Annotated in this window: 18 protein-coding genes, 4 pseudogenes and 1 riboswitch; of the genes and pseudogenes, 13 read left to right on the forward strand and 9 right to left on the reverse strand. The window is 57.3% G+C overall.

Annotation, left to right across the window (positions count from 1 at the left end):
* Positions 1–9: 9 nt before the first annotated feature.
* From JCM12178_RS01735 to JCM12178_RS01750, 6 genes and pseudogenes are all read left to right on the forward strand, one after another.
* Positions 10–531, forward strand: coding sequence for a DUF2062 domain-containing protein (locus JCM12178_RS01735; protein ID WP_054648242.1), 522 nt, complete (start codon positions 10–12; stop codon positions 529–531).
* A gap of 545 nt (positions 532–1,076) precedes the next feature.
* Positions 1,077–1,370: pseudogene (locus tag JCM12178_RS21195) on the forward strand (PAS domain-containing protein); the annotation flags it as partial.
* Positions 1,371–1,424: 54 nt separating this feature from the next.
* Positions 1,425–2,108: pseudogene (locus JCM12178_RS21200) on the forward strand (methyl-accepting chemotaxis protein); the annotation flags it as partial.
* A 216-nt stretch (positions 2,109–2,324) separates the two neighbouring features.
* Positions 2,325–2,828: pseudogene (locus tag JCM12178_RS21205) on the forward strand (heme NO-binding domain-containing protein); the annotation flags it as partial.
* 92 nt (positions 2,829–2,920) lie between these two features.
* Positions 2,921–5,173, forward strand: a complete 2,253-nt coding sequence (locus JCM12178_RS01745; protein ID WP_054648243.1) for a chemotaxis protein CheA — start codon at positions 2,921–2,923, stop codon at positions 5,171–5,173.
* A gap of 15 nt (positions 5,174–5,188) precedes the next feature.
* A complete protein-coding gene (locus JCM12178_RS01750) occupies positions 5,189–6,262 on the forward strand; it encodes a protein-glutamate methylesterase/protein-glutamine glutaminase (protein WP_054648244.1) in 1,074 nt (357 codons plus the stop codon).
* Here JCM12178_RS01750 and JCM12178_RS01755 read toward each other — a convergent pair.
* Together JCM12178_RS01755 and crcB are read right to left on the reverse strand one after the other, a co-directional pair.
* Positions 6,259–6,597, reverse strand: coding sequence for a DUF190 domain-containing protein (locus JCM12178_RS01755; protein ID WP_054648245.1), 339 nt, complete (start codon positions 6,595–6,597; stop codon positions 6,259–6,261). The two genes, JCM12178_RS01750 and JCM12178_RS01755, sit on opposite strands and share 4 nt — an antisense overlap.
* A 45-nt stretch (positions 6,598–6,642) precedes the next feature.
* Positions 6,643–7,017 carry a fluoride efflux transporter CrcB gene (gene crcB / locus JCM12178_RS01760; RefSeq protein WP_054648334.1) on the reverse strand — a complete coding sequence of 125 codons (375 nt, stop codon included), beginning with the start codon at positions 7,015–7,017 and terminating at the stop codon, positions 6,643–6,645.
* A gap of 39 nt (positions 7,018–7,056) precedes the next feature.
* On the opposite strand from crcB, the gene JCM12178_RS20175 reads away from it, so the two are divergent.
* The 6 genes from JCM12178_RS20175 to aat all read left to right on the forward strand — a co-directional run bounded on the left by JCM12178_RS20175 (position 7,057) and on the right by aat (position 11,409).
* Positions 7,057–7,290 (forward strand): CYTH domain-containing protein, encoded by a 234-nt coding sequence (locus JCM12178_RS20175; RefSeq protein ID WP_250635927.1) that lies wholly within the window; start codon positions 7,057–7,059, stop codon positions 7,288–7,290.
* Positions 7,275–7,652: a class IV adenylate cyclase gene (locus tag JCM12178_RS01765; protein WP_250635928.1), complete on the forward strand. Its 378-nt coding sequence runs from the start codon at positions 7,275–7,277 to the stop codon at positions 7,650–7,652. The genes JCM12178_RS20175 and JCM12178_RS01765 overlap by 16 nt, the downstream gene beginning before the upstream one ends.
* 70 nt (positions 7,653–7,722) lie before the next feature.
* Positions 7,723–8,037: an ATP-dependent Clp protease adapter ClpS gene (clpS, locus tag JCM12178_RS01770; protein WP_054648246.1), complete on the forward strand. Its 315-nt coding sequence runs from the start codon at positions 7,723–7,725 to the stop codon at positions 8,035–8,037.
* 8 nt (positions 8,038–8,045) lie between these two features.
* The gene (gene clpA / locus JCM12178_RS01775; protein WP_083465684.1) at positions 8,046–10,298 is read left to right on the forward strand and encodes an ATP-dependent Clp protease ATP-binding subunit ClpA; all 2,253 of its coding nucleotides are present in this window, start codon (positions 8,046–8,048) and stop codon (positions 10,296–10,298) included.
* A 9-nt stretch (positions 10,299–10,307) separates the two neighbouring features.
* A complete protein-coding gene (locus JCM12178_RS01780) occupies positions 10,308–10,694 on the forward strand; it encodes an acyl-CoA thioesterase (RefSeq protein ID WP_054648248.1) in 387 nt (128 codons plus the stop codon).
* Between the two features lies 1 nt (position 10,695).
* Entirely contained in the window at positions 10,696–11,409 is a 714-nt protein-coding gene (gene aat / locus JCM12178_RS01785) for a leucyl/phenylalanyl-tRNA--protein transferase (protein ID WP_054648249.1), read from the forward strand.
* A 60-nt stretch (positions 11,410–11,469) separates the two neighbouring features.
* Here aat and proX read toward each other — a convergent pair.
* From proX to JCM12178_RS01805, 4 genes and pseudogenes are all read right to left on the reverse strand, one after another.
* A pseudogene (proX, locus tag JCM12178_RS20575) lies at positions 11,470–12,497 on the reverse strand (glycine betaine/L-proline ABC transporter substrate-binding protein ProX).
* A 14-nt stretch (positions 12,498–12,511) separates the two neighbouring features.
* Positions 12,512–13,345: an ABC transporter permease gene (locus JCM12178_RS01795; RefSeq protein ID WP_054648250.1), complete on the reverse strand. Its 834-nt coding sequence runs from the start codon at positions 13,343–13,345 to the stop codon at positions 12,512–12,514.
* A gap of 23 nt (positions 13,346–13,368) precedes the next feature.
* The gene (proV, locus tag JCM12178_RS01800) at positions 13,369–14,571 is read right to left on the reverse strand and encodes a glycine betaine/L-proline ABC transporter ATP-binding protein ProV (protein ID WP_054648251.1); all 1,203 of its coding nucleotides are present in this window, start codon (positions 14,569–14,571) and stop codon (positions 13,369–13,371) included.
* A gap of 685 nt (positions 14,572–15,256) precedes the next feature.
* On the reverse strand, positions 15,257–17,221 hold the full coding sequence (locus tag JCM12178_RS01805) for a molybdopterin-dependent oxidoreductase (protein ID WP_083465679.1): 1,965 nt from the start codon (positions 17,219–17,221) through the stop codon (positions 15,257–15,259).
* Positions 17,222–17,338: 117 nt separating this feature from the next.
* Here JCM12178_RS01805 and JCM12178_RS01810 point away from each other — a divergent pair, with 117 nt between their 5' ends.
* A complete protein-coding gene (locus JCM12178_RS01810) occupies positions 17,339–17,950 on the forward strand; it encodes a hypothetical protein (RefSeq protein WP_054648252.1) in 612 nt (203 codons plus the stop codon).
* Between the two features lie 5 nt (positions 17,951–17,955).
* On the opposite strand, the gene JCM12178_RS01815 is transcribed toward JCM12178_RS01810, so the two are convergent.
* The 3 genes from JCM12178_RS01815 to JCM12178_RS01825 all read right to left on the reverse strand — a co-directional run bounded on the left by JCM12178_RS01815 (position 17,956) and on the right by JCM12178_RS01825 (position 22,151).
* The gene (locus JCM12178_RS01815; protein ID WP_054648253.1) at positions 17,956–18,693 is read right to left on the reverse strand and encodes a metallophosphoesterase family protein; all 738 of its coding nucleotides are present in this window, start codon (positions 18,691–18,693) and stop codon (positions 17,956–17,958) included.
* Positions 18,694–18,740: 47 nt separating this feature from the next.
* Positions 18,741–21,011: a 5-methyltetrahydropteroyltriglutamate--homocysteine S-methyltransferase gene (gene metE / locus JCM12178_RS01820; protein ID WP_054648254.1), complete on the reverse strand. Its 2,271-nt coding sequence runs from the start codon at positions 21,009–21,011 to the stop codon at positions 18,741–18,743.
* A 94-nt stretch (positions 21,012–21,105) separates the two neighbouring features.
* Positions 21,106–21,287, reverse strand: a riboswitch (cobalamin riboswitch).
* Positions 21,285–22,151, reverse strand: coding sequence for a methylenetetrahydrofolate reductase (locus tag JCM12178_RS01825; protein WP_054648255.1), 867 nt, complete (start codon positions 22,149–22,151; stop codon positions 21,285–21,287). Its footprint overlaps the riboswitch before it by 3 nt.
* Between the last annotated feature and the right edge of the window lie 128 nt (positions 22,152–22,279).

The raw sequence follows: 22,279 nt of genomic DNA on the forward strand, positions 1-22,279 counted from the left end.
TGGCGGAAAATGCGTAACAATTCCGGTTATGAATCAGGAAGATTCGCACGGTTTTGGAATAACCTGAAACGTGCGACCCGTTATTGGTACCTGCGCGTCATGCGCCAGAAGTCGTCCCCGCGAAATCTTGCTGGGGCCATGGCGCTTGGCGTGTTGGTGGGCGCTCTTCCGATCATGCCGTTTCAGAGTGTGGCCGTCATCGCCGTGGCCTTTCTTTTTCGGGTCAACAAGCTCGTAGCATGGCTTGCCACCTGTTACTCCAACATCTTCACCATGGTCCCGTTTTATTACTTCCTTTTTCATGTCGGGAAGACCTTGCTGCCGTTTGAAAACGTGACCTTCGATCCAAACCGGCTGGAAATGGAGCAGCTCCTTGAAGCCGGATGGGGCATGTTCAGCGTGATGCTCAGTGGCGGGCTCATCGTCGGTATCCCGGCAGCACTTCTCACGTATTTCCTCACTTTGTACTTCGTCCGCGCGTACCGTCGTCGCAGGGCGCTCTACCTGCTCAAAAAACGTACTCGTCCATAGCCAACCGTTATCGAACGGTTTTTTCGGCCTCTCGATTTTTGTTGTTGACGCATCCGCGTGTCAACGCGTTATTTTCCTCTATTTTTTCACCTTCCTGCGTTGCAATTCACAAGGAATGGACGTACAAAATTGAATAATTGCCCCGTTTGTTGAGGGTGTTCATGTTCAGTCGACTTGTGTTTGCTTTTCTGGAGGAGTGGTACATGGCGTTGAATGTCAAAAGCGTGTTCTGCGGTCGAATTGCCCTGATTCTGATAGTGCTCTCTCTGGCCGTCGCGGCCTTCGGGGTATTCACGGGGTCTGCCCTTGTTGCATACATAGCGGTGGCCGTTGGGGGGGCGCTTTCCCTTTCCGCTCTGCTGTGCGGCGGCTCTTCGTCGGCTGCGCTGCTTTCCATTCTGTCGGAGATGAAGAAGACCGACGATTATGGGAGGCTCGTAGAAACCGCCAAGGACACCGATCTTGGAGAGCTCGTTGCCCGTCTCGCCGAAAAGCGCGATGAACTGATCGAAGAGCAACATTTCTATTTCACCGCTCTGAACGTGATGGGCAATCCTGTGCTGGTCTGCGATGAAAAGGGCCGTATTACTGTCGCCACCAAGTCACTGTATGAAATTCTTGAGAAACCCAGGACTCAGGTTATCGGGTTCACTGTCGGCAAAGCCTTTTACAACAAAGAGGGTCAGTCTCTCACCGACAAGGTTTTGAACTCAGGAAAACCCCTCGAGACGGTCTCCGACATTACACTTTGGAACGGGAAACAGTATTCACTCAAGGTCTTTGCCGAGCCTATCAAAAATCGAAACGGCGATGTGACCGGTGCAGTAGTCTCTTTCGTGGATTTGAAGGAGATCGTGGAAGGGCAGAAGCAGATGGAAGAGCAGCAGCAACGCATGCTGACCATCGGCAAGGATGTTCGCGGTCTCGCGGAGCGGGTGGCCTCGGCGTCCGAGGAACTCAGCGCATCTGCGGACGAACAGGCACGCGGTGCCCAAAAGCAGAGCGGGCAGACCGATACCGTGGCCACGGCCATGGAAGAGATGACCGCAACGGTTCTGGAGGTGGCCCAGAATGCCTCGGCGACCTCGCAGGCTGCCGAGGAGGCTCGTGTTGCGGCCGGGGACGGGGTCTCCATGGTCAATCAGGCCGTCAGCTCCATCAACAACGTTGCTGAATCGTCCGGGAGGCTCTCTCAGGTTATAGGGCAGCTCGACTCGCAGGCTGAGGAGATCGGACGTATTATCAGCGTCATCAACGATATTGCCGACCAGACCAACCTGCTTGCGCTCAACGCGGCAATCGAGGCCGCCAGAGCGGGCGAGGCAGGCCGGGGTTTCGCAGTTGTCGCCGACGAGGTCCGCAAACTCGCTGAAAAGACCATGACAGCCACCAAGGAAGTGGAAGAGGCCATCGGGACTATTCAGGAACGCTCTGCCCATGCCATGACCAGCATGACCCAGACCGAGAAGGAAGTGGAAGAGAGCACCGAGCTTTCCAACAAGGCGGGCGAATCCCTGCAGCAGATCATGTCTCGCATTGAAGACATGGTCGGCCGGGTTTCCCAGATCGCTACGGCTGCCGAAGAGCAGTCTGCGGCGGCAGAGGAGATTAGCCAGAGCATCGAGGACATCGCCCTTGTTGCCCGCGAGGCCGACGAAGGAGCGGGGCAGGCTGCCGCAGCCACGCGCGATCTCGCCGAACTCGCACAGGAGCTGTTGACCGTGTCCATGGACTTCAGCGGTGCGGGCGAAAGCAAGCTGCGCGCTTCAGATGGTCAGATGAAAGGGGTGCTGCCCAAGTTGACGCAGAAGTTTGTTCAGGAACAGTTTGGCAATGAAGTGTACCGACACATGCAGGAAGAAATGGGCGATCCCACGTTCCTGCCCACGCAAAGCTATCCTGACAGCGTGTTGCACCAGATGGCCGAACTCGTTTCCGACAAGGCACGCATTTCTCAGCGCGATTTCTTTCTGAAACTCGGCAGATTCACCGTTGGCGAGTTCCACAGGTTGTACAAGCGTCACTTCAAGAAAGAGTCGCTCAAGGAATTCTACATGCGCATGAACGACCTGCACGCCCAGCTTACCAAGGATCTGCCCGGCATCAAGCCGCCGAGCTTCACCTACGAGGACAAGGGTGACCGGCTGTTCATGAATTATCGTTCCAAGCGCGGGTTGTTCGATTACTTTGAAGGCATCCTGCTTGGAGCGGCTGACTTCAAGGGTGAAAAGATCAAGGTCAACATCACGCCGTTCGACAAGGAAACTGCCCGTGCGGAGATTCATTTCCTCAAATAAAGTTATAACGTGCTGGCGACATCCCATACAACGCCGTAAAGAAATATAGAGCGGCATAAATCCGCGCCTGAACACTTCAAGGAGCCTTTTTGATGTCCGACGATCTGAATCGGCAGATATTCAAGGAAGAAGCCTACGACCTACTCGGTGAGCTGGAAGGCGCCCTGCTTGAACTGGATGAGACGCCTGAAGACATGGATTTGGTTAACAGGGTCTTTCGCGCCCTGCACACCATCAAGGGGTCCGGGTCCATGTTCGGCTTCGAGGACATCGCCGAGTTCACCCACGAGGTGGAAACGGTGCTTGACCTTGTGCGTGGCGAGGAAATGGCCGTCAGCAAGGATTTGGTCAATCTGGTTTTCCGTGCGCGGGACCAGATTCAGAAGATGCTCGACAATGCGGATGCCGGTGAGATTGTCGATCCGCAGGAAATGGAGTCCATCCTTTCCGGGCTTCAGGCGCTTGTTGCCGGAGAGCCGGTTCCCGGTGCTGAATCAGAGCCTGCCGAACCTGATGCCTCCGGTGAGATGGCTGCCGTCGAGGATGCCGCTTCCGAATCATCTGTAGAGGAAACCGTTCCGGTTGAAGCAGAGGGAGCAGAGCAGGAACCCAATCATTTTCTCATTCAGGTTGGTTGCCGCGATCCCGAGGCGTGTGATGAAGAGGCGCTGGGTGCGGTGTATGAAGAGTTGGCCAAGCTCGGTGAAATGGTCATTCAGACCCGTCCGGGCGATGTCCCGGGTGTACACGGCTGGGAAATCCGGCTGGACACGGACAAGGGCGAAGACCACATTCAGGACATTTTTCTTTTTGCCGACTCTGAGATCGACCTACAAGTAACCCGTTACGATACAGTCGACGACATGCCGTCCGGCCCTGCCCCCGCAACTGGCCTTTCTGCCGAAGAAGAGCCGGAAGATGCGGTGCAGAAAGAGGCCGCTCAGGAAGATGCGGATGACGACGATGGAGAAGAATACGAAGATGCTCCCAAGCTAGGGGAGATTCTTGTGGGCGAGGGTGCCGTGAAAGCCGAAGACGTGGAACAGGCTCTTGCCAGCCAGAAGCCGCTCGGTGCATTGCTGAAGGAGGCCGGAAAGGTCTCTGACGAGCAGGTTAGCAAGGCAGTCAAGCGTCAGGAAAAGGTCCGGGAGAGCGCAGCTACCAAGAAGCGTCAGGAGGCGCTTTCCAGTATTCGCGTCACTGCGGAGAAGCTAGATTATCTGGTAGACCTTGTGGGTGAACTGGTCATCGTGCAGGCGCAGATAGCGCAGGTGGTCAGCGAACGGTCCGACACCCAGCTTCAGACGCTTTCCGAGGAATTGGAGCGGCTTTCCGACGAACTCAGGGACTCCACGCTCGGCATCAGGATGCTGCCCATAGGGACAACTTTCAGCAAGTTCCGCAGACTGGTCCGGGACCTGTCCAGCGAACTCGGCAAGGAGATCACCCTGTCCACCAACGGGGCCGAGACCGAGCTGGACAAGACGGTCATCGAGCGGCTCAACGATCCGCTCGTCCACCTGCTGAGAAACAGCATCGACCACGGAATCGAGCAGCCGAGCGATCGCGAAGCCGTAGGCAAGCCCAAGGGCGGCATGATCCTCCTCTCTGCCGAACACTCCGGTGGCGAGGTCCTTATTCGCATCACGGACGATGGCCGGGGCATGGACCCCGACACGATCAAGGCCAAGGCCGTGGAAAAGGAACTCATCACGGCCGATGCCGACCTCACGCGCAAGGAAATATTCAAGCTCATTTTCGAGCCCGGCTTTTCAACGGCCAAGCAGGTTACCAACGTCTCCGGGCGCGGTGTGGGCATGGATGTGGTCAAACGGGCCATCGACAGCCTGCGCGGAACCATCGACATCGACAGCCAGAAGGGCAAGGGCACGACCATCACCATCCGTCTGCCACTGACGCTCGCCATCATTGACGGCCTGCAGGTCAGGGTAGAGGACGAGTACTACGTCATTCCGCTTTCGCTGGTCGAAGAATGTGTGGAGCTTTCCAATGTGGACCGGGACGATGACGAATCCGGCCAACGCATCATGCATCTTCGTGGCGAGATCGTCCCGTATGTTTACCTGCGTGACTTTTTCGAGGTCGAGGGCACCAATCCGCCCATTGAGCAGATCGTCATCACAGGCGTGGAAGGGAGCCGTATAGGCATCGTGGTGGATACGGTCATCGGCGAGCACCAAACCGTCATCAAAAGCCTCAGTCGCGTATACAAGGATGTTGAAGGTATTTCCGGGGCCACCATCAAGGGTGACGGCTCCATCGCATTGATTCTCGATATTCCCAGGCTTGTGCGCCGCATCGTCGCGGACACCAGCCTCAACTAGCCCGGTGGACACATTATGAACAAGAAGATTCGCGTTCTTATTGTTGATGATTCAGCGGTAGTGCGTCAGACCCTCCAGAACATTCTCGAATCCGACCCGGCCATCGAGGTCATGGGTACGGCCGTGGACCCATTTGTGGCGGCCGAGAAAATCCGCAAGCAGGTCCCGGACGTCATCACGCTGGATATTGAGATGCCGCGCATGGACGGGCTGACCTTCCTGCGAAAGATCATGAGTCAGCATCCCATTCCGGTGGTCATCTGTTCGTCCATGGCCACTGCGGGCGGCGAGAACGCGCTCAAGGCGCTTGAATACGGGGCTGTGGAGATCATTTCCAAGCCCAAGGTGGGCACGAAGAAATTTCTTGAGGAATCCCGTATCCGCTTTGTGGACGCCGTCAAGGCCGCAGCCCTGACCAAGGGCAAGAAGGTCAAGCCGCCCGCACCGCCGCTTAAGCCCCAGCCCAAGCTTGGCGCAGACGCGGTCATTCCGATGGGCAAGCCTGCAACATCTTTACAGACTACTGAAAAAATAGCGCTTATCGGCGCATCGACCGGTGGCACGGAAGCTCTCAAGATTTTTCTGGAAGCGCTCCCCGTCAACTGCCCGCCTGTGGCGATCGTTCAGCACATGCCTGAGCACTTCACCGCTGCGTTTGCCAACAGGTTGAACGGGCTTTGCGCCATCACCGTCAAGGAAGCCGAAGACGGCGACAGCATGCTCCGGGGGCAGGCGCTCATTGCTCCGGGCAACAGGCACATGCTGCTGAAGCGCAGTGGCGCCAAGTATTACGTGGAAGTCAAGGAAGGGCCGTTGGTCTCACGCCACCGTCCTTCCGTTGACGTGCTCTTCAGGTCCGGTGCCAGATATGCCGGAAAGAACGTTGTAGCCGCCATCATGACAGGCATGGGTGATGACGGGGCCAAAGGCATTAAGGAGCTTTTTGAGAGTGGAGCCTACACCATCGCACAGGACGAGGCCTCCTGCGTGGTTTTCGGGATGCCGCAGGAAGCAATCAAGACAGGCGGCGTGCATACCATCCTGCCGCTGAACAAGATTGCCGGAGAAGTGGTCAAACGCTGCGTCTAGCCGCCTGAATGGCGGTAGAAGATGACTTGAACGGGCTCTCTCGTCACCAATCCTTCGGTGATGAGAGAGTCGATTATTTTGAGGAACGAGTCGATTTTATCCGTGGAGTCCACGATCTCGATGACCAGCGGCATGTCTTCCGAAAGCCTGAGAATCTTGCTGGTATGCACGCGGCTGTTTGCGCCGTACCCCATTATGCCTCGATAGGCGGTGGCTCCTGCCAGTCCTTCGCTTCGTGCCTTTTCCACCAGTACTTCCGAGAGTAGGCGACCTTCATGGCGGTCACTTTCGCCGATGAATATTCTGATGCGTTCGGCTTCGTTGGGAAGTTGCATCGTATCCTCCTGTGCCGTGCGGCTTGAGCGCTGCGCGAGAATTATCTACAAGAGACGGCCAAGGGCCATCCCGCCAAGTACGAGGACAAGTCCGGCAGCGACCTGACCGCCCGCGTTCAGCGCGGCCATGACGATCTGGCCGCCCTTGACCAATTGGGCCGTCTCGAACATGTAGGTGGAAAAGGTGGTGAAGGCTCCCATGAACCCGGTGAGGAGCAACAGCCGCAACTCGCCGCCAAGGCCGATGCGGTTTTCGAAGAATCCCCAGACCGCCCCGAACAGCAGGCAGCCCAGCATGTTCACTGCAAAGGTCCCGGCCGGAAAACCGGCTCCCGCAAGACGCTGGGCAAACCCGGAAACATAGTAGCGGCAGAGCGTCCCGGCCGCGCCCCCGAGGGCGATGAGCAGAATTTTCTTCACCATGCGGGCGTTTGTATCACCCTAGAGGGAGAAAGCAAAGTGGCACTGGAAGTGGAAGTGAAATATACAGGCGCGGACCACGATGCGGTACGTAAGGCTCTCTCGGCCTGCGGTGCCGAAATGGTCGGGGTCTGGTTTGAGTCCAACGCGGTCTTCGATAATCCCGACAGGTCGCTGAAGGGTGCCGGAAAGCTCTTGCGTCTGCGCCGCCGTGCCGATGCAAGCGTTTTGACCGTGAAGGTCCCGCCCGAAGGGAGGTGCCGGAAGGGCTGAAAGTCTTTGACGAGCATGAAACGCTCGTGGCCGATCATGACGCCATGGCCGATTGCCTGAAGGCTTTGGGGTACGCCGTGGTCTTCGCCTATGAAAAAGTTAGGGAAAAATGGCGGTTGAATGACTGCGCCGTGTGCCTCGACACGCTGCCGTTCGGCATGTATGTCGAGATCGAAGGGACACGGGACGGCATCGCTGCCTGTGTGAAAGAGCTCGGACTGGCTGAAGAAAACGCCTGCACCGAGACGTATCACTCTCTCAATCTGTGTTATAGGACAGAGCGCGGCCTGCCCGAGGACGAGAACTTCGTTTTTGAGGAAGCCGAGAGGGAGCGCATCCTGAAAGAATTGCAATCGTGTTGAATATGCCTCTCGACATGTGGGGCGGCCGTATTTATATTGAAACTGAAAAAGTCTTTATGGAGCGTTGATCATGGGCAAACCGTTCACCGGAGATGAATTTGAATCCGATGTGCTTGAACGGCACGAGGTCAAGGAACCCTCCCGGTACAAGGTGCTCCTGCACAACGATGATTACACCACGATGGAATTTGTCGTGGAAATTCTGATGAAGGTGTTTCACAGAAGCGAGGCCGAGGCCACACGGATCATGCTGGCCGTGCACCATGAAGGTGTGGGAGTCTGTGGCGTGTTTTCCGCTGAAGTGGCCGAGACCAAGGTGGACCTTGTCCACCGGCTCGCCCGTGGTGCGGGTTTCCCGCTAAAATGCACCATGGAGAAGGAATAACGATGACCATGCTGAGCAAGGCGCTAGAAAACGCACTGACGAAAGCCGTCAACGAAGTCAAGGAGCGGAATCACGAGTTCCTCACCCTTGAGCATCTGCTGTACGCCATTACCGGTGAAGAAAAGGGCGTGGAAATACTCGTGTCCTGCGGTGCCGAGGTCTCGGAGCTTCAGGAGCAGCTCGGGCGATTCTTTGAACAGAACATGGAGCCGCTGCCCACGGACGTCGAGACCGAGGTCATCCAGACCCTCGGTGTGCGGCGCGTGCTGCAGCGTGCCGTCTGGCAGAAGAAGGCCGCAGGGAAGGACGTGGTCGATGTAGGCGACGTGCTGGCAGCCATGTTCGACGAAGAGGACTCATACGCTGTCTATTTCCTGCGGACGCAGGACATCTCCCGTCTCGACGTGCTGGACTACATTTCCCACGGTGTGGACGAGGACGTGCAGCCGTGGTTCCCGGAGCGTGTCGGTGAAAACCGGCCTGATCCCGGTCCCGGCGAAGCCGAGGACAAGAAGGGCGCGCTGGAAGAGTTTGCCGTCAATCTCACCGAGCGCGCGGCAAGCGGACGCATCGATCCGCTGATCGGCCGAACCGCCGAGCTCGAACGTACTGTTCAGGTACTCTCCCGTCGACGCAAGAACAACCCGATTTACGTGGGCGACCCCGGCGTGGGCAAGACCGCCATGGCCGAAGGGCTGGCTCTGCACGTTGTGGAAGGGAACGTGCCCAAGGAGTTCATCAACGCCGAAATCTGGGCGCTGGACCTCGGGGCTCTGCTGGCCGGGACCAAGTATCGCGGCGACTTCGAGAAGCGCCTCAAGGCCGTGCTCGCAGAGCTCAAGCCGAGGGAGGACGCCATACTCTTCGTGGACGAAATTCATACTATCGTCGGGGCCGGTTCGGTCAGTGGCGGCAGCATGGATGCGTCCAACATCCTCAAGCCATTCCTGGCATCCGGAGAAATCCGCTGCATCGGCTCCACCACCTATGAGGAGTACAAGAACCATTTTGAAAAGGACCGTGCCCTTTCGCGCAGGTTCCAGAAGATCGAGCTTGCCGAGCCCACAGTTGAAGAGACCGTGGAAATCCTCAAGGGTCTCAAGTCCCGCTATGAGGAATATCACGGCGTCTCCTACAGCCTGCCATGTCTCAAGGCTGCGGCGGAGCTTTCGGCGCGGCATATTACGGAGCGCCATCTGCCTGACAAGGCTATTGACGTCATGGACGAGGCTGGAGCGCTCTACAAGCTCGGCAAGCGCAAGCGCAAGGCCGACAACATTACGGTTTCAGACATCGAGCGGGTCATTGCCCGCATGGCCCGTATTCCGGAACGCCGCCTGAGCGTCAATGATCGTGCCCGATTGCAGCATCTTGATGAAGAACTCAAGGGTGTGGTGTTTGGTCAGGACAGCGCGGTTGCCCAGCTTTCCAAGTCCATCAAGCGCGCCCGGGCGGGCATGAAGCAGCCCGGCAGGCCCGTAGGCAGCTTTTTGCTTACCGGACCGACAGGTGTGGGCAAGACTGAACTGGCCCGCCAGCTGGCCGAAAAGCTTGATGTGGGCTTCATGCGTTTCGATATGTCGGAGTACATGGAAAAGCACGCTGTGGCCCGGCTCATCGGTGCCCCTCCGGGATACGTCGGCTTCGATCAGGGCGGGCTGCTTACTGAAGGCATCCGCAAGCAGCCGCACTGCGTTGTCCTCTTTGACGAGATAGAAAAAGCGCATCCGGACGTATTCAACATCCTGCTTCAGGTCATGGACTACGCTACCCTCACGGACAACAACGGCCGCAAGGCTGATTTCCGGCATGTCATTCTGCTGATGACCTCCAACGCCGGGGCTCGTGAAATGGCCAAGGGTGCCATCGGCTTCACCCGAAACGATCGCGACGACCGCAAGACCGGGGCGCTCAAGGCCGTGGAAAAGCTCTTTACGCCGGAGTTCCGCAACAGGCTGGACGCCATTGTGCAGTTCGACGCCCTCAGCACCGAGGTCATGGAGCTGATTGTAGACAAGTTCATTGCTGAGCTGAACGGCCAGCTTGCCGAGCGGCGCGTTTCGGTGGAACTGACACCCGCAGCACGGCTTGAACTCGCCAAGCTCGGGCATGATCCCTCCTTTGGCGCGCGTCCCATGGGCCGTACCATCCAGAAGGAGATCAAGGACCCGCTGGCGGACGAGCTGCTCTTCGGCAAGCTCGTCAAGGGCGGCAAGGTTCTCGTGGACCACGGCGACGACGGCTTCAGCTTCGACTTCTAGGGAGGGCTCGTGGACAATTACAGAGTGGTGCGCCCGGAGCACCTCAATCACCACGGGTACCTCTTTGGCGGCATCGTTCTCAAATGGGTGGACGAGTTCGCGTGGCTGTTCTGTTCCCTTGATTATCGGGGCTGCACCATGGTCACCGTTGCCATGGACGAAGTGGAGTTTCGGCAGCGGATAAGCTGCGGCGCGATCCTGCGATTCAACGTGGAACGCGAACGTCAGGGCAGGACATCCGTGACCTACCGTGTGCAAGTCTATGGCGACGAACCCGGCGCAACGCAGGAACGCTTCATTTTCAGTACGAAGGTTGTATTCGTGCGTCTGGACGAGAACGGCAACAAGGCTCCGCTTCCCGATCCCGTGGAGGACGAAAGGAAACTCGGAGGCTAGGGTGGCTATATTCCGCCTGTTCGAAGAGCCGGTCTTCCCCGATCCGGAGCAGGCCGATCCGGACGGTCTGCTTGCCATTGGGGGCGACCTTTCCGTCACCCGGATTCTAACCGCGTATGCCAACGGGATATTCCCGTGGTATGCGGACGATTCGCCTATCCTGTGGTGGTCAACCGATCCAAGGCTCATCCTGCCGCCATCTGAGCTCCATGTTCCGAAAAGCCTTCGGCGCACCTTGAACAGGCAGTGCTTTACCTTCACTTTGGACCGTGATTTCCGGGCCGTCATCAATGCATGTGCTGAATCCCGGCGACCCGATCAGGAGGGCACGTGGCTTGTGCCTGAAATGATAGAGGCGTACACGCTTTTGCATGACATGGGCTATGCCCATTCCGTGGAGGCATGGTGCGACGGGCAGCTCGCAGGCGGGTTGTACGGCATTTCCCTTGGAAGGGCTTTTTTCGGCGAATCAATGTTTTTCCGCGTTTCAGACGCGTCCAAGGCCGCTTTCGTCACGCTGACACGTCAGCTTGCGCGGTGGGATTTTCATTTGGTGGATTGCCAGCAAACCACCGACCATCTCCTGCGGTTCGGAGCCAGAGAGGTTGCACGTTTCCGCTTCCGGGAGATGCTTGAAGTGGCCCTTGAGTACCCCACAAGGGAAGGGCGGTGGCGGTTCGACAAGGACCTCTCCTGCGGTTGTCCAATTACCTGAGAAACGAAAAAGGCCCCGGCATCAAGAATGCCGGGGCCTTTTATCTTGTCGGATTCCGGACTACTTGGCTGCCTTGCGGGCGGCTTCGAGCCAGCTATTCCACTTGTCCTTGTTCTTGGCGATCCATTCATCCACATGCTTGGCGATGTCACGTTCGGACTTTTCGCCCTGATTCATGCGGGTGTTCTGCTCGTTGATGTCAATCAGCGGCAGATTGAATTCTTCCATGAACTTCTTGGCGGCGGGGTTTTCGGCCAGGAACTTCTTGTTGGCAACGATCTGGATGTCGGAGACGACGAAGCCAAGCTTGATCGGGTCGCTCACGGCACCTTCAATGCCGGACATGGTCATGCGGTCCTTACCGGGAGCCTGTGCTTCGGTGGGCATGATTTCCGGGACGTTGATCCACATGACGTCCTTGCCGGGCTTCAGCTTGAAGATGGTCCAGTTGGGAGCCAAGTGTAAAAGAAGACCGGGCCGCCGCTCTTGTAGGTACCGAGCGCGGAAGCCATGCCCGCTTCATAGGAGGCCTTGACCGGGTTGATGTGGTCGGCCAGATCGTAGACCTTCATGTGGTGGGTGATGATGTTCTCACAACCCCAGCCCGGAGGGCATGCGGTCAGGTCGGCCTTGCCGTCGCCGTTGATGTCAAAGGCTTCCTTGACCTCGGGGCGCTTGAAGTCCTCAAGGGACTTGATGTTGTATTTTTCAACTTCCCTTTTGGAGACGAGGTAGCCCTGCAGGCCACCGGCCTTGGCAACATAGCCCACCTTGGCGGCATCTTCATAGAAGCCCGGGGGCGTCTGGCTGTCATGGTTGGGGAACCAGCCGTTGGTCCAGTAGTCCACGTCGCCGAGGGCAACGGACTTGTAGAAGATGGGGTTCTGGAGGTCCTTCGGGGTCTGCACGTCGTAGCCGAGTTCCTCAAGGCCGCGGCGGACAAGGGCTTCCTGGAAGAAGCCGGTGTTCCAGGTGGCGCGGGCCGGTTTGACGGTAACGCCTTCGCCGGGCTTCATGTCCGAAGCCATGGCGGCTGTGGCCATGACGGCCACGCAGGTAACGGCAAGCAGTAAGTGTTTGAGTCGCATGAATCCTCCTTGTTTTACGATTTCTTCTGAGCCATCGACTGCGTGATTCTGTCCAGTACGATGGCCATCAAGACAATTGCGACGCCACCGATCACGGCGCGTCCGATATCCAGTGTATTAAGCCCCAGAATAACCGGGGAGCCGAGTCCGCCTGCGCCGATGAGCGCGGCGATGACAACCATGGAGAGCGCCATCATGATGGTCTGGTTGAGACCAGCCAGAATGGTGGGGAGGGCAAGCGGGATCTGCACCTTGATGAGAACTTGGCTTTTGGTGGCGCCGAACGCCTGTGCCGCTTCCACCAGTTCGGGGTGTACGCCGCGAATGCCGAGGCTGGTAAGCCTGATGAGCGGCGGCAGTGCAAAGATGATGGTCGCGAGGACGCCTGCGACGTTCCCGACCGAGAAGAGCATCACGATGGGAACGAGGTAGACGAACGCGGGTGTGGTCTGCATGGCATCGAGCACCGGGCGTATGCCGGCCTCGAAGCGGTCGCTGCGGCCAGCGGCAATGCCGAGGGGAACGCCCGCCACAGTACAGAACAACACGGACGAGAGCACCATAGCAAGTGTGGTCATAGCCTCGCGCCAAAGGCCGAGCAGGCCGACGAAGACCAGCGTGACGGCGGAAAATACCGCCAGTTTGATGCCGGAAAATCGCCATGCTGCGAGACAGACCAGTGCGATGATGATGAGCGGGTGCAGTGCGTTAAGACCTGCGTCAAAGCCGTTCAGAGTCTGTTCGACCGGCCACTTGATGCTCTGGAAGATATCTCGGTGGTTGTTGACCAGCCAGTCCACAAACTGGGAAACCCAACTGTCCAACGGGATGACTTGTTCTTTAAACATTCTATTGTATCCTTTTCAGTCGGTTAAGCGTCCAGCTTTTCTTCAGTGCGGTGCAGGGTTTTCAGGAATCTGTTTCTGGTGACGACGCCCTTGTAGGTGTTGTCGTCGTCCACAACCGGAACCGGCCATGATTTCGAGGCGAGCATGGGCAGGATTTCCTGCATGGATTCGTTGACGTTCGCGGCTTTGACCTCCGTGAGAAAAGCCTCTCGAATCCCCTTTTTCTGCTCTTCAAGCGCCTCTCTGACCGAGTCGGACGAGACAAGGCCGAGGAAATGTTTACGCGTGTCGAGAATGCAACAGAAATCACGGTCGCTACCGCTGAGGATTTCGTGCGTGGTGCGCAAGCTGCCTTCCTTGGTCATGACGATGGTGGGGAAGGTGTCGCGCGCAATGTCTCCTGCTGAAATGACGTTGGTGGGGTCCACGCCTCGGAAGAAGGAACGGACGTAATCATTGGCCGGGTTCTGGAGGATGTCCTCGGGCGTACCCACCTGCACCACTTGGCCGCCTTCCATGATGGCGATGCGGTCGCCGATGCGCAGGGCTTCGTCGAGGTCGTGCGAGATGAAGACGATGGTGCGCTGGTGTTCTTCCTGAAGCTTGAGCAGTTCATCCTGCATTTCCGTGCGGATGAGTGGGTCGAGTGCAGAGAAGGCCTCGTCCATCAGCAGGATGTCCGGATCCACGGCGAGTCCACGCGCCAGTCCAACTCGCTGCTGCATGCCGCCACTGAGCTGGGCGGGGTAAGATTCCTCCCATCCGGACAGGCCGACCTGTGCGAGTGCTTCGCGGGCGCGTTCACGACGTTTGTTCTTGTCGATCTTGGCCAGCTCCATGCCGAAGGCTGCGTTGTCGAGAACCGTCTGGTGGGGCATGAGCGCAAAGGACTGGAACACCATGCTCATGTTGTGAAGGCGAAACTTGACAAGTTCGTCATCACCCATGGCGGTGACGTCCTGCCCGTCCACGATGACTGTTCCCGCGGTAGGTTCAATGAGCCGGTTGAGCATGCGCACGATGGTAGATTTGCCCGAACCGGACAATCCCATGATGACGAAAATCTCGCCTTGTTTGACGCCGAAAGTCGCATTGTCGACGCCGACGGTCATGCCTGTCTGCTCAAGGATTTCATCCTTGGTGAGCCCCTTTTCCAGCAACTTCAGTGCTTTCTTCGGATGGGCCCCGAAGATCTTGGAAAGGTTCTCCACGCGAATTTTGTCCATGACAACTCCTGATCGAAATATAAATGAGTAGTTGTTCGTCGATTGAAAACTAAGCCCTGACCTAACCGAAATTGTTAAAATTGCTTAAAATTCACATCTGCTTGGCCCATGGTTTTCTGCTGATGATAACAAATGTTTCCCTCTAGAAAAGTGTTACAATCGTGTTGCAACTTTTAATTTAACGGATTTCCTGCAATGTAATTTTAAGTAGTAAAGAATTTTGTAATGTAAAAAACTTATTTTTGCTATGCATTAGTAGTACGCTAATGTTTTGCAATGGTTTTATTACAGTCCTTTCAGTGTAAGGTGATATCTGGATCGGATTTAATCGATAGAATCTTATCTGTCGATTTTTCTTGTATAATAAAGAGATTCCTTTTTGTCAAATGCAGTGCGAAATGGTGAAATTACCTGATAGGTGGTCATGTCTGAGTGGTCGCTGCATCTGGTATGTGTTTATGTCAGTAAAAATGCTTCTAATTGTATACAATGACTAGGGTTATTGGCCGACGGGTGAGCATGTGTTCATGTGCAGTCTCCGAGTGATCAAACAGGTTGACCTGCTTGAATATCGAATTGCCGGTATGCGGTGGCGGCAATGATGAGTGCTCGATCAAGAGGAGGGTTTACAGTGTTACATCAATAGCAAAAGCAGCACATAACAGGATATGATTTTTGCAGCTTGTCAGAAAGCGCGAGCGATCGGCCGCCCGCGTTCGGGGCAGGAGGAAGAGAGGGGGTGAGTGGTGGCGTTATTTGAGAGTGAGCAGACTGCAGCGCTGGCTGTAATAGCTGCGCCGCCGCCCATGTCGGTGACGTGCTGTTCGATGACGGCGTTGGGGTTCCGTCCATGTTTCAGCCAGCCGCCCCGACGCATGATGACAGCTTCCGGGTGGATGCCGTCTTCAACTTCCAGCCTGACGACCATCCGGCCAGCGGGCGTGACGAGCAGAGCCCGGTTGCCCGGAGTGAGTGTCTTCAGGACAGAACAGTCCGGCGCAACACGAGCGACGGGGAGTTCCTTTTGGTCCTTTTCGGGAATCTGGGAGTGGATCGCTTCTCTGCGGACAAGTGACATAAGCATAAGAGGCCAGTTGGCGTTCATGTCCTCAGGAGCAGCGAGCTGCTCCGGCAGTCTGTACAGTCCGTCAGGGTGATCGAAACGCATACCTTCGAACGCTACCTGCGGCCAGTTGCCCCGGGCAAAGCCATGCTGTCGCAACTGCTCAATGTCAAAAGGAGCTTCGGCAAAGGCCGTTTTGAAGCAAGTCTCCCGGTCAGGGATAATCACAGGGGCGGAAAGTCGTGCTCCGAGGTCTTTGAGAATGTCGAAGTCCTGCCTGCATGATCCGCGCGGCTCCACCAGTTTGGAGGAGTGGTTGACGTAGTTATGCAGCGCAGAGCCGAGGACGTCTTCATACTCCAGCGTCAGCGTTGGAGGAAGAATCAGGTCGGCGCGCATGGCGGTGTCGGTCATGAAGGCATCCACCACCACGGTGAAGGGAATGCTCTTGATGGCTCTGGCCGCAGCCATGGCATCCGGGACCTGATTGGCGGGGTTGAAACCGTCTACCCAGCAGAACTCAATCGGCGGATCGGCCTGTTCCAGTTCCTGGGCTAGCCGTGGCACAAGAAAGGTTCGCGTTGGTCCGTCATGCGATCCTTTGGCCTGCCATTTTGCGTAGTTGCGACCGGATGATATGTTGTAATATGCGCAGCGGCCCGGTGCTCCCACGTTTTCGCTGAGCATGGAGAGCGCGTTGATAAAGCGCACCGCCTCCCCGCCATGAAGGTGCCGTTGCACGCCCCAGCCGATGATCGCCGAGAGTGGGTCGCCGCTTCCGTACCACTCGGCAAGCAGTTCCACGTCTTCACGGTTTGCGTCACAGGCCGATAGCAGTTCGGCCATGGAAACGCTGTTGAGGACACCCTTGAACGCCTCAGCGTTTTGTGTGCGGTCAAGCGCTTTCCTGTTGATGCTTTTCGACGCGAAAAGCTGTTTTGCCACGGCTGCGGCCAGAAAGCGGTCGGTGCCGGGACGGATGCGGATGACGTGGTCGGAAAGCGAGGATGTTCGGTCGCCGCCGATGGAGATGCTTAACACACTCGCGCCGTTCTTTCGCGCCTTGCGGACGAGGGCGGCCATGTGGATGGAGCTTCTGTGGAAGTCCTTGCCCCAGTTGACGATTCTGCGGGCGTTCAGGATGTCTTCCGGGTCGTTGTGGTTGAGCGAGCCGAAGTCCCTGATGCAGGCCTCGATGCCGGTGTCGTCGCACAGCGCGCCTTCGGTCCGGGTGGCTCCGATGGCCTTGAAAAAGGCGATGCTCGCATGGCCGAGGACGCCGCGATAGCCGAACCCGCGAAGGTGGAGAATGCGCTCCGGTGACGTCTGCAAGGCATTGAGTTTTTCCGCGCACAGGTCAAGGGCTGTATCCCAGTCGATGGGGCGAAAGGTGCTGCCTTCGCGAAGCAGTGGCTCGGTAATCCTGTCTTCGGCGTTCAGCCGCTTGAACATTTTTGCCCCTTTGGGGCAGCAGAAGCCTTTAGTGAACGGGTGTTCAGGGTTGCCGACGATGGACTGTGCGGTCTCGTCCACCAGCCATGAGCAGCTGTCCGGGCAATCGAAGGTGCAGGCGCTGTGTCGTTTCATTGGGTCAAGGTGTTGAATTTTACGGCTCCGGTCAAGTGGCGCTTGGCGGGAAGGCAGATTCGGCACGTCCGTTGCTTGAAGGGGAGGCATATTCACGCTCGAAACTCCGGAGGAATCATGCGTATCATTTTCAACCTGCTGGCTCTGGCGTCTCTGCTCACGATCCTGTGGGGTTGTGTGGGGCTGTACCCGCTCGGGATGTCCGAAGCCGAATGGAACCGGCTTAGTGCTCAGCAACAGTTGGAGGCACGAGAGCGTCAGGCCGAGATCGATGAGCGGCGCAGGCGGGAAAGAATTGCGCAGCAGGAGCGCAAGGAGCGCGAAGAAAAGGAACGGCGTCAGGCCATTCTTGATGATCCGGAACTGCTCGGATTCAGAGAGAATTTCTGCTTTGGCGGCGAGAAGTGCCCGGACGGTAATCGGGAGCGTCGCTCGACTCTGTATCTCGGCGGGCTGTCATTTGTTGATACTGTCGTATTCGAGGCTGACGACAACATCGGCAGCCGCACCGGAGGAAAGGTGAGGGTTTACGCCGATGATGTTGTGGTGGCCGAGGGGGTGGACATTCTTCGTCGGGGATCGCGTATCAAGGTCAGGGTGGGGCGAATGTGCAGGACGATCACGCTGGAAGCAGAAACTGATGATGAGGTGCGGGTGCACTGGATCGCCGTGCGTGGCGACAGGGATGGAACCGGAAATGGCTCCCCGGTGATAATCATTTATAGGTGAGGGTCTTACAGAAGCCGGTCTGCAAAGGCGCGGTTAAAACCGAGCCTGCGTATTTTTTCGGCGGTCTTCAAGTTGTCGTAGGGGATGAAGCGGACTTCGATGGTGGCGGCAACTGTGTCGAAGATGAGATACTTTGCGTCGGGTCCGTTGCCTCTGGGCTGCCCTACGGCCCCGGCATTGATGATATGCCGCTGGCCTGTGTCGAGCCGGAAGGTACCGCCGGTGAGGTGTTCGGCTGTAGCTTTGTTTGTGTTGCCGTGAACATGCCGCAACTCGTGGGTGTGTCCCACGAAGCAGTAGCGCTCGATGAATGCGGCAAAGAGCGGCTCGTAGTTGCCCGCATGTTTCCAGAGGTATTCGGAGACGAGGTCAGGCGGGCAGCCGTGCACGAAGCGGCAGTCGCCGATGGTGAGCGCCTTTGGTCGTGTAATAAGCCACTGGACGGTTTCCTCGTCCAGCATTTCGCGGGTCATGAGCAGCATGTCGCGCGCGGTGGGGTTGAAGCGCGCGAGGTAGATGTTGTTGATGAGCCCCTGTTCATGGTTGCCCATGATCGTTTTGATGCCGCTGGCGCGGACGAGATCGGCACAGGCCTGCGGGTCCGGGCCGTAGCCGATGACGTCGCCGAGGCTGACGGTCATTTCCACGTCACGGGACTCGATGTCGCCGAGCACGGCCCGGAAGGCTTCGAGATTGCCATGAATATCGGAGAGTACCGCTATGCGCGAACAGGTTTCCGTCATGGAGCCACGATAGCCTTTCCGGGCCGTGCGGGCAATAAGGAGGAGCGTTATGTTAGTAGTTCATTGCGAACGATTTTCGCGGCTTTGACGAGGTTTTCCAGCGAGGCAAGTGTTTCCGGCCACGCGCGGGTTTTCAGGCCGCAGTCAGGGTTGGCCCATATTCGTGCTGCCGGTATGTCCCGGGTCGCCTTGCGCAGGTTCTGCGCCATTTCTTCAGCGGAGGGCACACGGGCGCTGTGGATGTCCCATACGCCCGGGCCGATGTCGTTGGGGTATCTGAAGTCGGCAAACGCTTCCAACAGCTCCATTGCGCTCCGACTGGCCTCGATGCTGATGACGTCTGCGTCCATCGCTGCAATGTGTTCAATGACGTCATTGAAATCAGCATAGCACATGTGGGTGTGAATCTGGGTTTCGTCGCGAACGCAGCATGAGGCTATGCGGAAGCTCTCTACGGCATCGGCCAGATACTTTTTCCGTTTTCCTTTCTGCAAGGGAAGACCTTCCCTGAACGCCGGTTCGTCGATCTGGATGACGCCGATTCCCGCAGCTTCGAGGTCAGCCACTTCGTCGCGGATGGCAAGTGCTATCTGGCGGCAGACGTCCATGCGTTCCATGTCGTCGCGCACAAAGCTCCAGCAGAGAATGGTGACTGGGCCGGTAAGCATGCCTTTGAGCGGTTTGTCCGTGAGGGACGCTGCATACGTTGTCCATTCCACGGTCATCGGGGCTGGGCGGGAGATGTCGCCGTAGATGATGGGCGGCTTGACGCAGCGGGAGCCGTAACTCTGCACCCATCCGAAGTCGGTAAAGCAGAAGCCGTCAAGTCGCCTGCCGAAGTATTCCACCATGTCCGTGCGCTCCGGTTCGCCATGAACCAACACGTCGAGGCCAATGGCTTCCTGCTTGCGGACGCAATCCTTGATGTACTCGCGCATGGTATCTTCGTATGCTGCAGCGTCGATCCTTTCGTGCCTGAAGGCCGCACGAGTCTTTCGCACTTCCTCGGTCTGCGGGAATGAACCGATGGTCGTGGTGGGAAGCGCAGGCAGTCCGAGGCGCTCCTGTTGCGTGGCCGAGCGTTGTTCAAAAACCGAGTTCCGGCTGGTCATTTCCTTCGTGATGGCTCTCTTTCGAACTTCTGGATTGGTGATAAGAGGGCTGTTCCGGCGCTGGGCAATGGCGTTTGCATTGTTCTTGAGCGGTTCTACGCAGTTCAGGTCTCGGGCTGCAAAGGCGAGCACACGCAGTTCCGTGCATTTTTGTGCGGCAAACGCCAGCCAGTTCCTGATGTTTCCGTCGAGTTTGCACTCGGCTTCAAGGTCCACAGGAACGTGCAGCATGGAGCAGGACGGGGCAGCCATCACACGGTGTTCCCCAAGTTCCTTTATAGCGGCCTTCAGTGGCTCCACGGCCGTGTTGAGGTCTGTTTTCCAGACGTTTCTTCCGTCCACGACTCCAAGGGACAGCGTCTTGTCTTTCGGATATTCTTGGAGAAACACGTCAAGCTGTTGCGGAGCCCGCACGAGGTCCAGATGGATGCCCGCCACGGGAAGCGAGAGAATGGTCTCTGCGTGGTGGGCTGCTCCCTCAAAGTAGGTGGTCAGCAGGAGCTTGGCGGGACCGGCTGCTTTTGCAAGATTTTCGTAAGCAGGGCTCAGGAGCTCGACGGTTGCTTTGGGCAGATTCTGGACAAGGATCGGCTCATCAATCTGAATCCATTCGCATTTGTTTGCCAGTGAAGAGAGAATCTGTGCATATGCTTCGGTCAGGGCGGGAAGAAGGTCCAGCGTATTCGCGTCTTTTTCTGTCGAACGCGAAAGGAGCAGGAAGGTGAGCGGTCCGGGAAGCACGGGTTTTCCGGACATGCCGAGATCGTTGACTTCCTGCAGCTGTTCAAGCAGGGGGTCCGGGTTGGGGGTGAATGCCTGATCCGGTGCAAGCTCCGGCACAATATAGTGGTAGTTGGTGTCAAACCATTTCGTCATTTCCATGGCCGGGATGTCCTTTTCGGCGTCGCCGCGAGCCATGCAAAAGTATGTGTCGATGCCGCTCTGGCCGTTGCCTTCCCGAAATCGTTCGGGAATGGCGTCGAGCATGAAGGCCGTGTCAAGGATATGGTCGTAAAGGGAGAAATCCCCGACTGGCAATAGTTCTATTCCGCGGTCCCGCTGGATCTCCCAATTCCGTCGTCTTACCTGAAATGCGGTTTCGTTCAATGCGGATTCGTCAATCTCGCCGCGCCAGTATTGTTCCAGCGCCCATTTGAGTTCCCGTTTCGCGCCGATGCGCGGAAAACCAAGGGAATGCGTCAACATCAGTTTACACTCCGGATAGTTGCAGGTTGGCCGGCGACGCGCTTCCGGCAGTGCTTTGTATATTTTACCATTCGGTAGCTGCCCGTTGCACGAGGGCGTGTACCTTCATCCGGGACGTCTTCCGGCTCGCAGGGCGGTGCTTTATGAGCTCTCCGGCTTTCCGGCCGACCTTCCCGATGCGCGTCAGTGGTCGTGCCGTGCCTTTCCCTTGCTTACGGCGGCGTGTCCGCGGCGGCTTTTCACCGCCTTCCGTTTCCCGAATGAAAAAGGTTGTTAGGGTATGAGTCCCGCTTTTTCGGCAAGCTCCAGGCAGAGGTCCGCCTGGTTGAAGGGGTACAGGTGGGTGCCGGGGACGCCGCCATCCACCAACCCCTTCAACTGTTCCACGGCGTATTCGACGCCGAGTTCCCGGACGGCTGCATCTCCGCCCTGGGCGTCTGCCGCTTCGACCTTTGCGAGAAGGTCACCTGGTATGGGCGTGCTGCAAAGCGTCATCAGTCTCCGTATCTGTCCGAGCGACCGGATGGGAAGTATTCCCGGTATGATGGGCTTGTGGCACCCCAGCGCATTCAGTCGATCCACGAGATCGAAGTAGCGCCTGTTGTCGAAAAAGAGCTGGGTCACGGCAAAGCTGGCCGATTTCAGTTTGAATTTGAGTACTTCAAGATCGTGCTGAAACGTTCCGGACTCAGGGTGCGCATCCGGATAGGCTGCGACACCTACTGCCATGTCCGGGGCTTCGTCGAGCATGATTGCCGCGAGGTCACTGGCGTGGCGCAGTCCTTCGGGAGCGGAGTCGATTCCGTCGGGGAAGTCGCCGCGAACGGCCAGCGCGTTGCGGATTCCGGCCTTGCGGAATTCGCGCACCAGTTCCCTTGCGGATTCCGGCGTGTTGTGGACGCAGGTAACGTGAGGCATCACGGTGAAGCCAAGGTCACGCGCAAGCCGACTCGTGGTTTCCAGTGTGCCTGTGGCTCCGCCGCCACCCGCGCCGCAGGTGACTGCCGCAAAAAGAGGGCTCAGTGTTTTAAGCTTTTCCGCGGAACGCAGGAACTTTGGCATGGCTCCGGCACTGCGCGGCGGAAAGAATTCCAAAGAGAGAAATGGGGTGTCATTTTCGCAGGCTTCGTGAATGTACATGCTCGCTCCTTTCAAAATATGATTAAATCCGTATATTGAGATATCTTGATTTACTCATATAGAAGAGGGCGGTCGTCATGTCAAGCGCTGGGTGCTTGCGGTTCCGCGCGTTTCCCGTTAGGAAGAGA

It is taken from the genome of Salidesulfovibrio brasiliensis JCM 12178 (assembly GCF_001311825.1).
GTDB lineage: Bacteria > Desulfobacterota > Desulfovibrionia > Desulfovibrionales > Desulfovibrionaceae > Pseudodesulfovibrio > Pseudodesulfovibrio brasiliensis.

Coding starts and splice junctions, on each gene's coding strand:
- JCM12178_RS01815 (WP_054648253.1), bottom strand. CDS start 18,693: ATGACGGAAACCTGTTCGCGCATAGCGGTACTCTCCGATATTCATGGC.
- JCM12178_RS01745 (WP_054648243.1), top strand. CDS start 2,921: ATGTCCGACGATCTGAATCGGCAGATATTCAAGGAAGAAGCCTACGAC.
- JCM12178_RS01735 (WP_054648242.1), top strand. CDS start 10: ATGCGTAACAATTCCGGTTATGAATCAGGAAGATTCGCACGGTTTTGG.
- JCM12178_RS01755 (WP_054648245.1), bottom strand. CDS start 6,597: ATGCAACTTCCCAACGAAGCCGAACGCATCAGAATATTCATCGGCGAA.
- metE (WP_054648254.1), bottom strand. CDS start 21,011: ATGTTGACGCATTCCCTTGGTTTTCCGCGCATCGGCGCGAAACGGGAA.
- JCM12178_RS01810 (WP_054648252.1), top strand. CDS start 17,339: ATGCGTATCATTTTCAACCTGCTGGCTCTGGCGTCTCTGCTCACGATC.
- proV (WP_054648251.1), bottom strand. CDS start 14,571: ATGGACAAAATTCGCGTGGAGAACCTTTCCAAGATCTTCGGGGCCCAT.
- clpA (WP_083465684.1), top strand. CDS start 8,046: ATGCTGAGCAAGGCGCTAGAAAACGCACTGACGAAAGCCGTCAACGAA.
- JCM12178_RS01750 (WP_054648244.1), top strand. CDS start 5,189: ATGAACAAGAAGATTCGCGTTCTTATTGTTGATGATTCAGCGGTAGTG.
- JCM12178_RS01805 (WP_083465679.1), bottom strand. CDS start 17,221: ATGAAACGACACAGCGCCTGCACCTTCGATTGCCCGGACAGCTGCTCA.
- JCM12178_RS01795 (WP_054648250.1), bottom strand. CDS start 13,345: ATGTTTAAAGAACAAGTCATCCCGTTGGACAGTTGGGTTTCCCAGTTT.
- JCM12178_RS01825 (WP_054648255.1), bottom strand. CDS start 22,151: ATGTACATTCACGAAGCCTGCGAAAATGACACCCCATTTCTCTCTTTG.
- clpS (WP_054648246.1), top strand. CDS start 7,723: ATGGGCAAACCGTTCACCGGAGATGAATTTGAATCCGATGTGCTTGAA.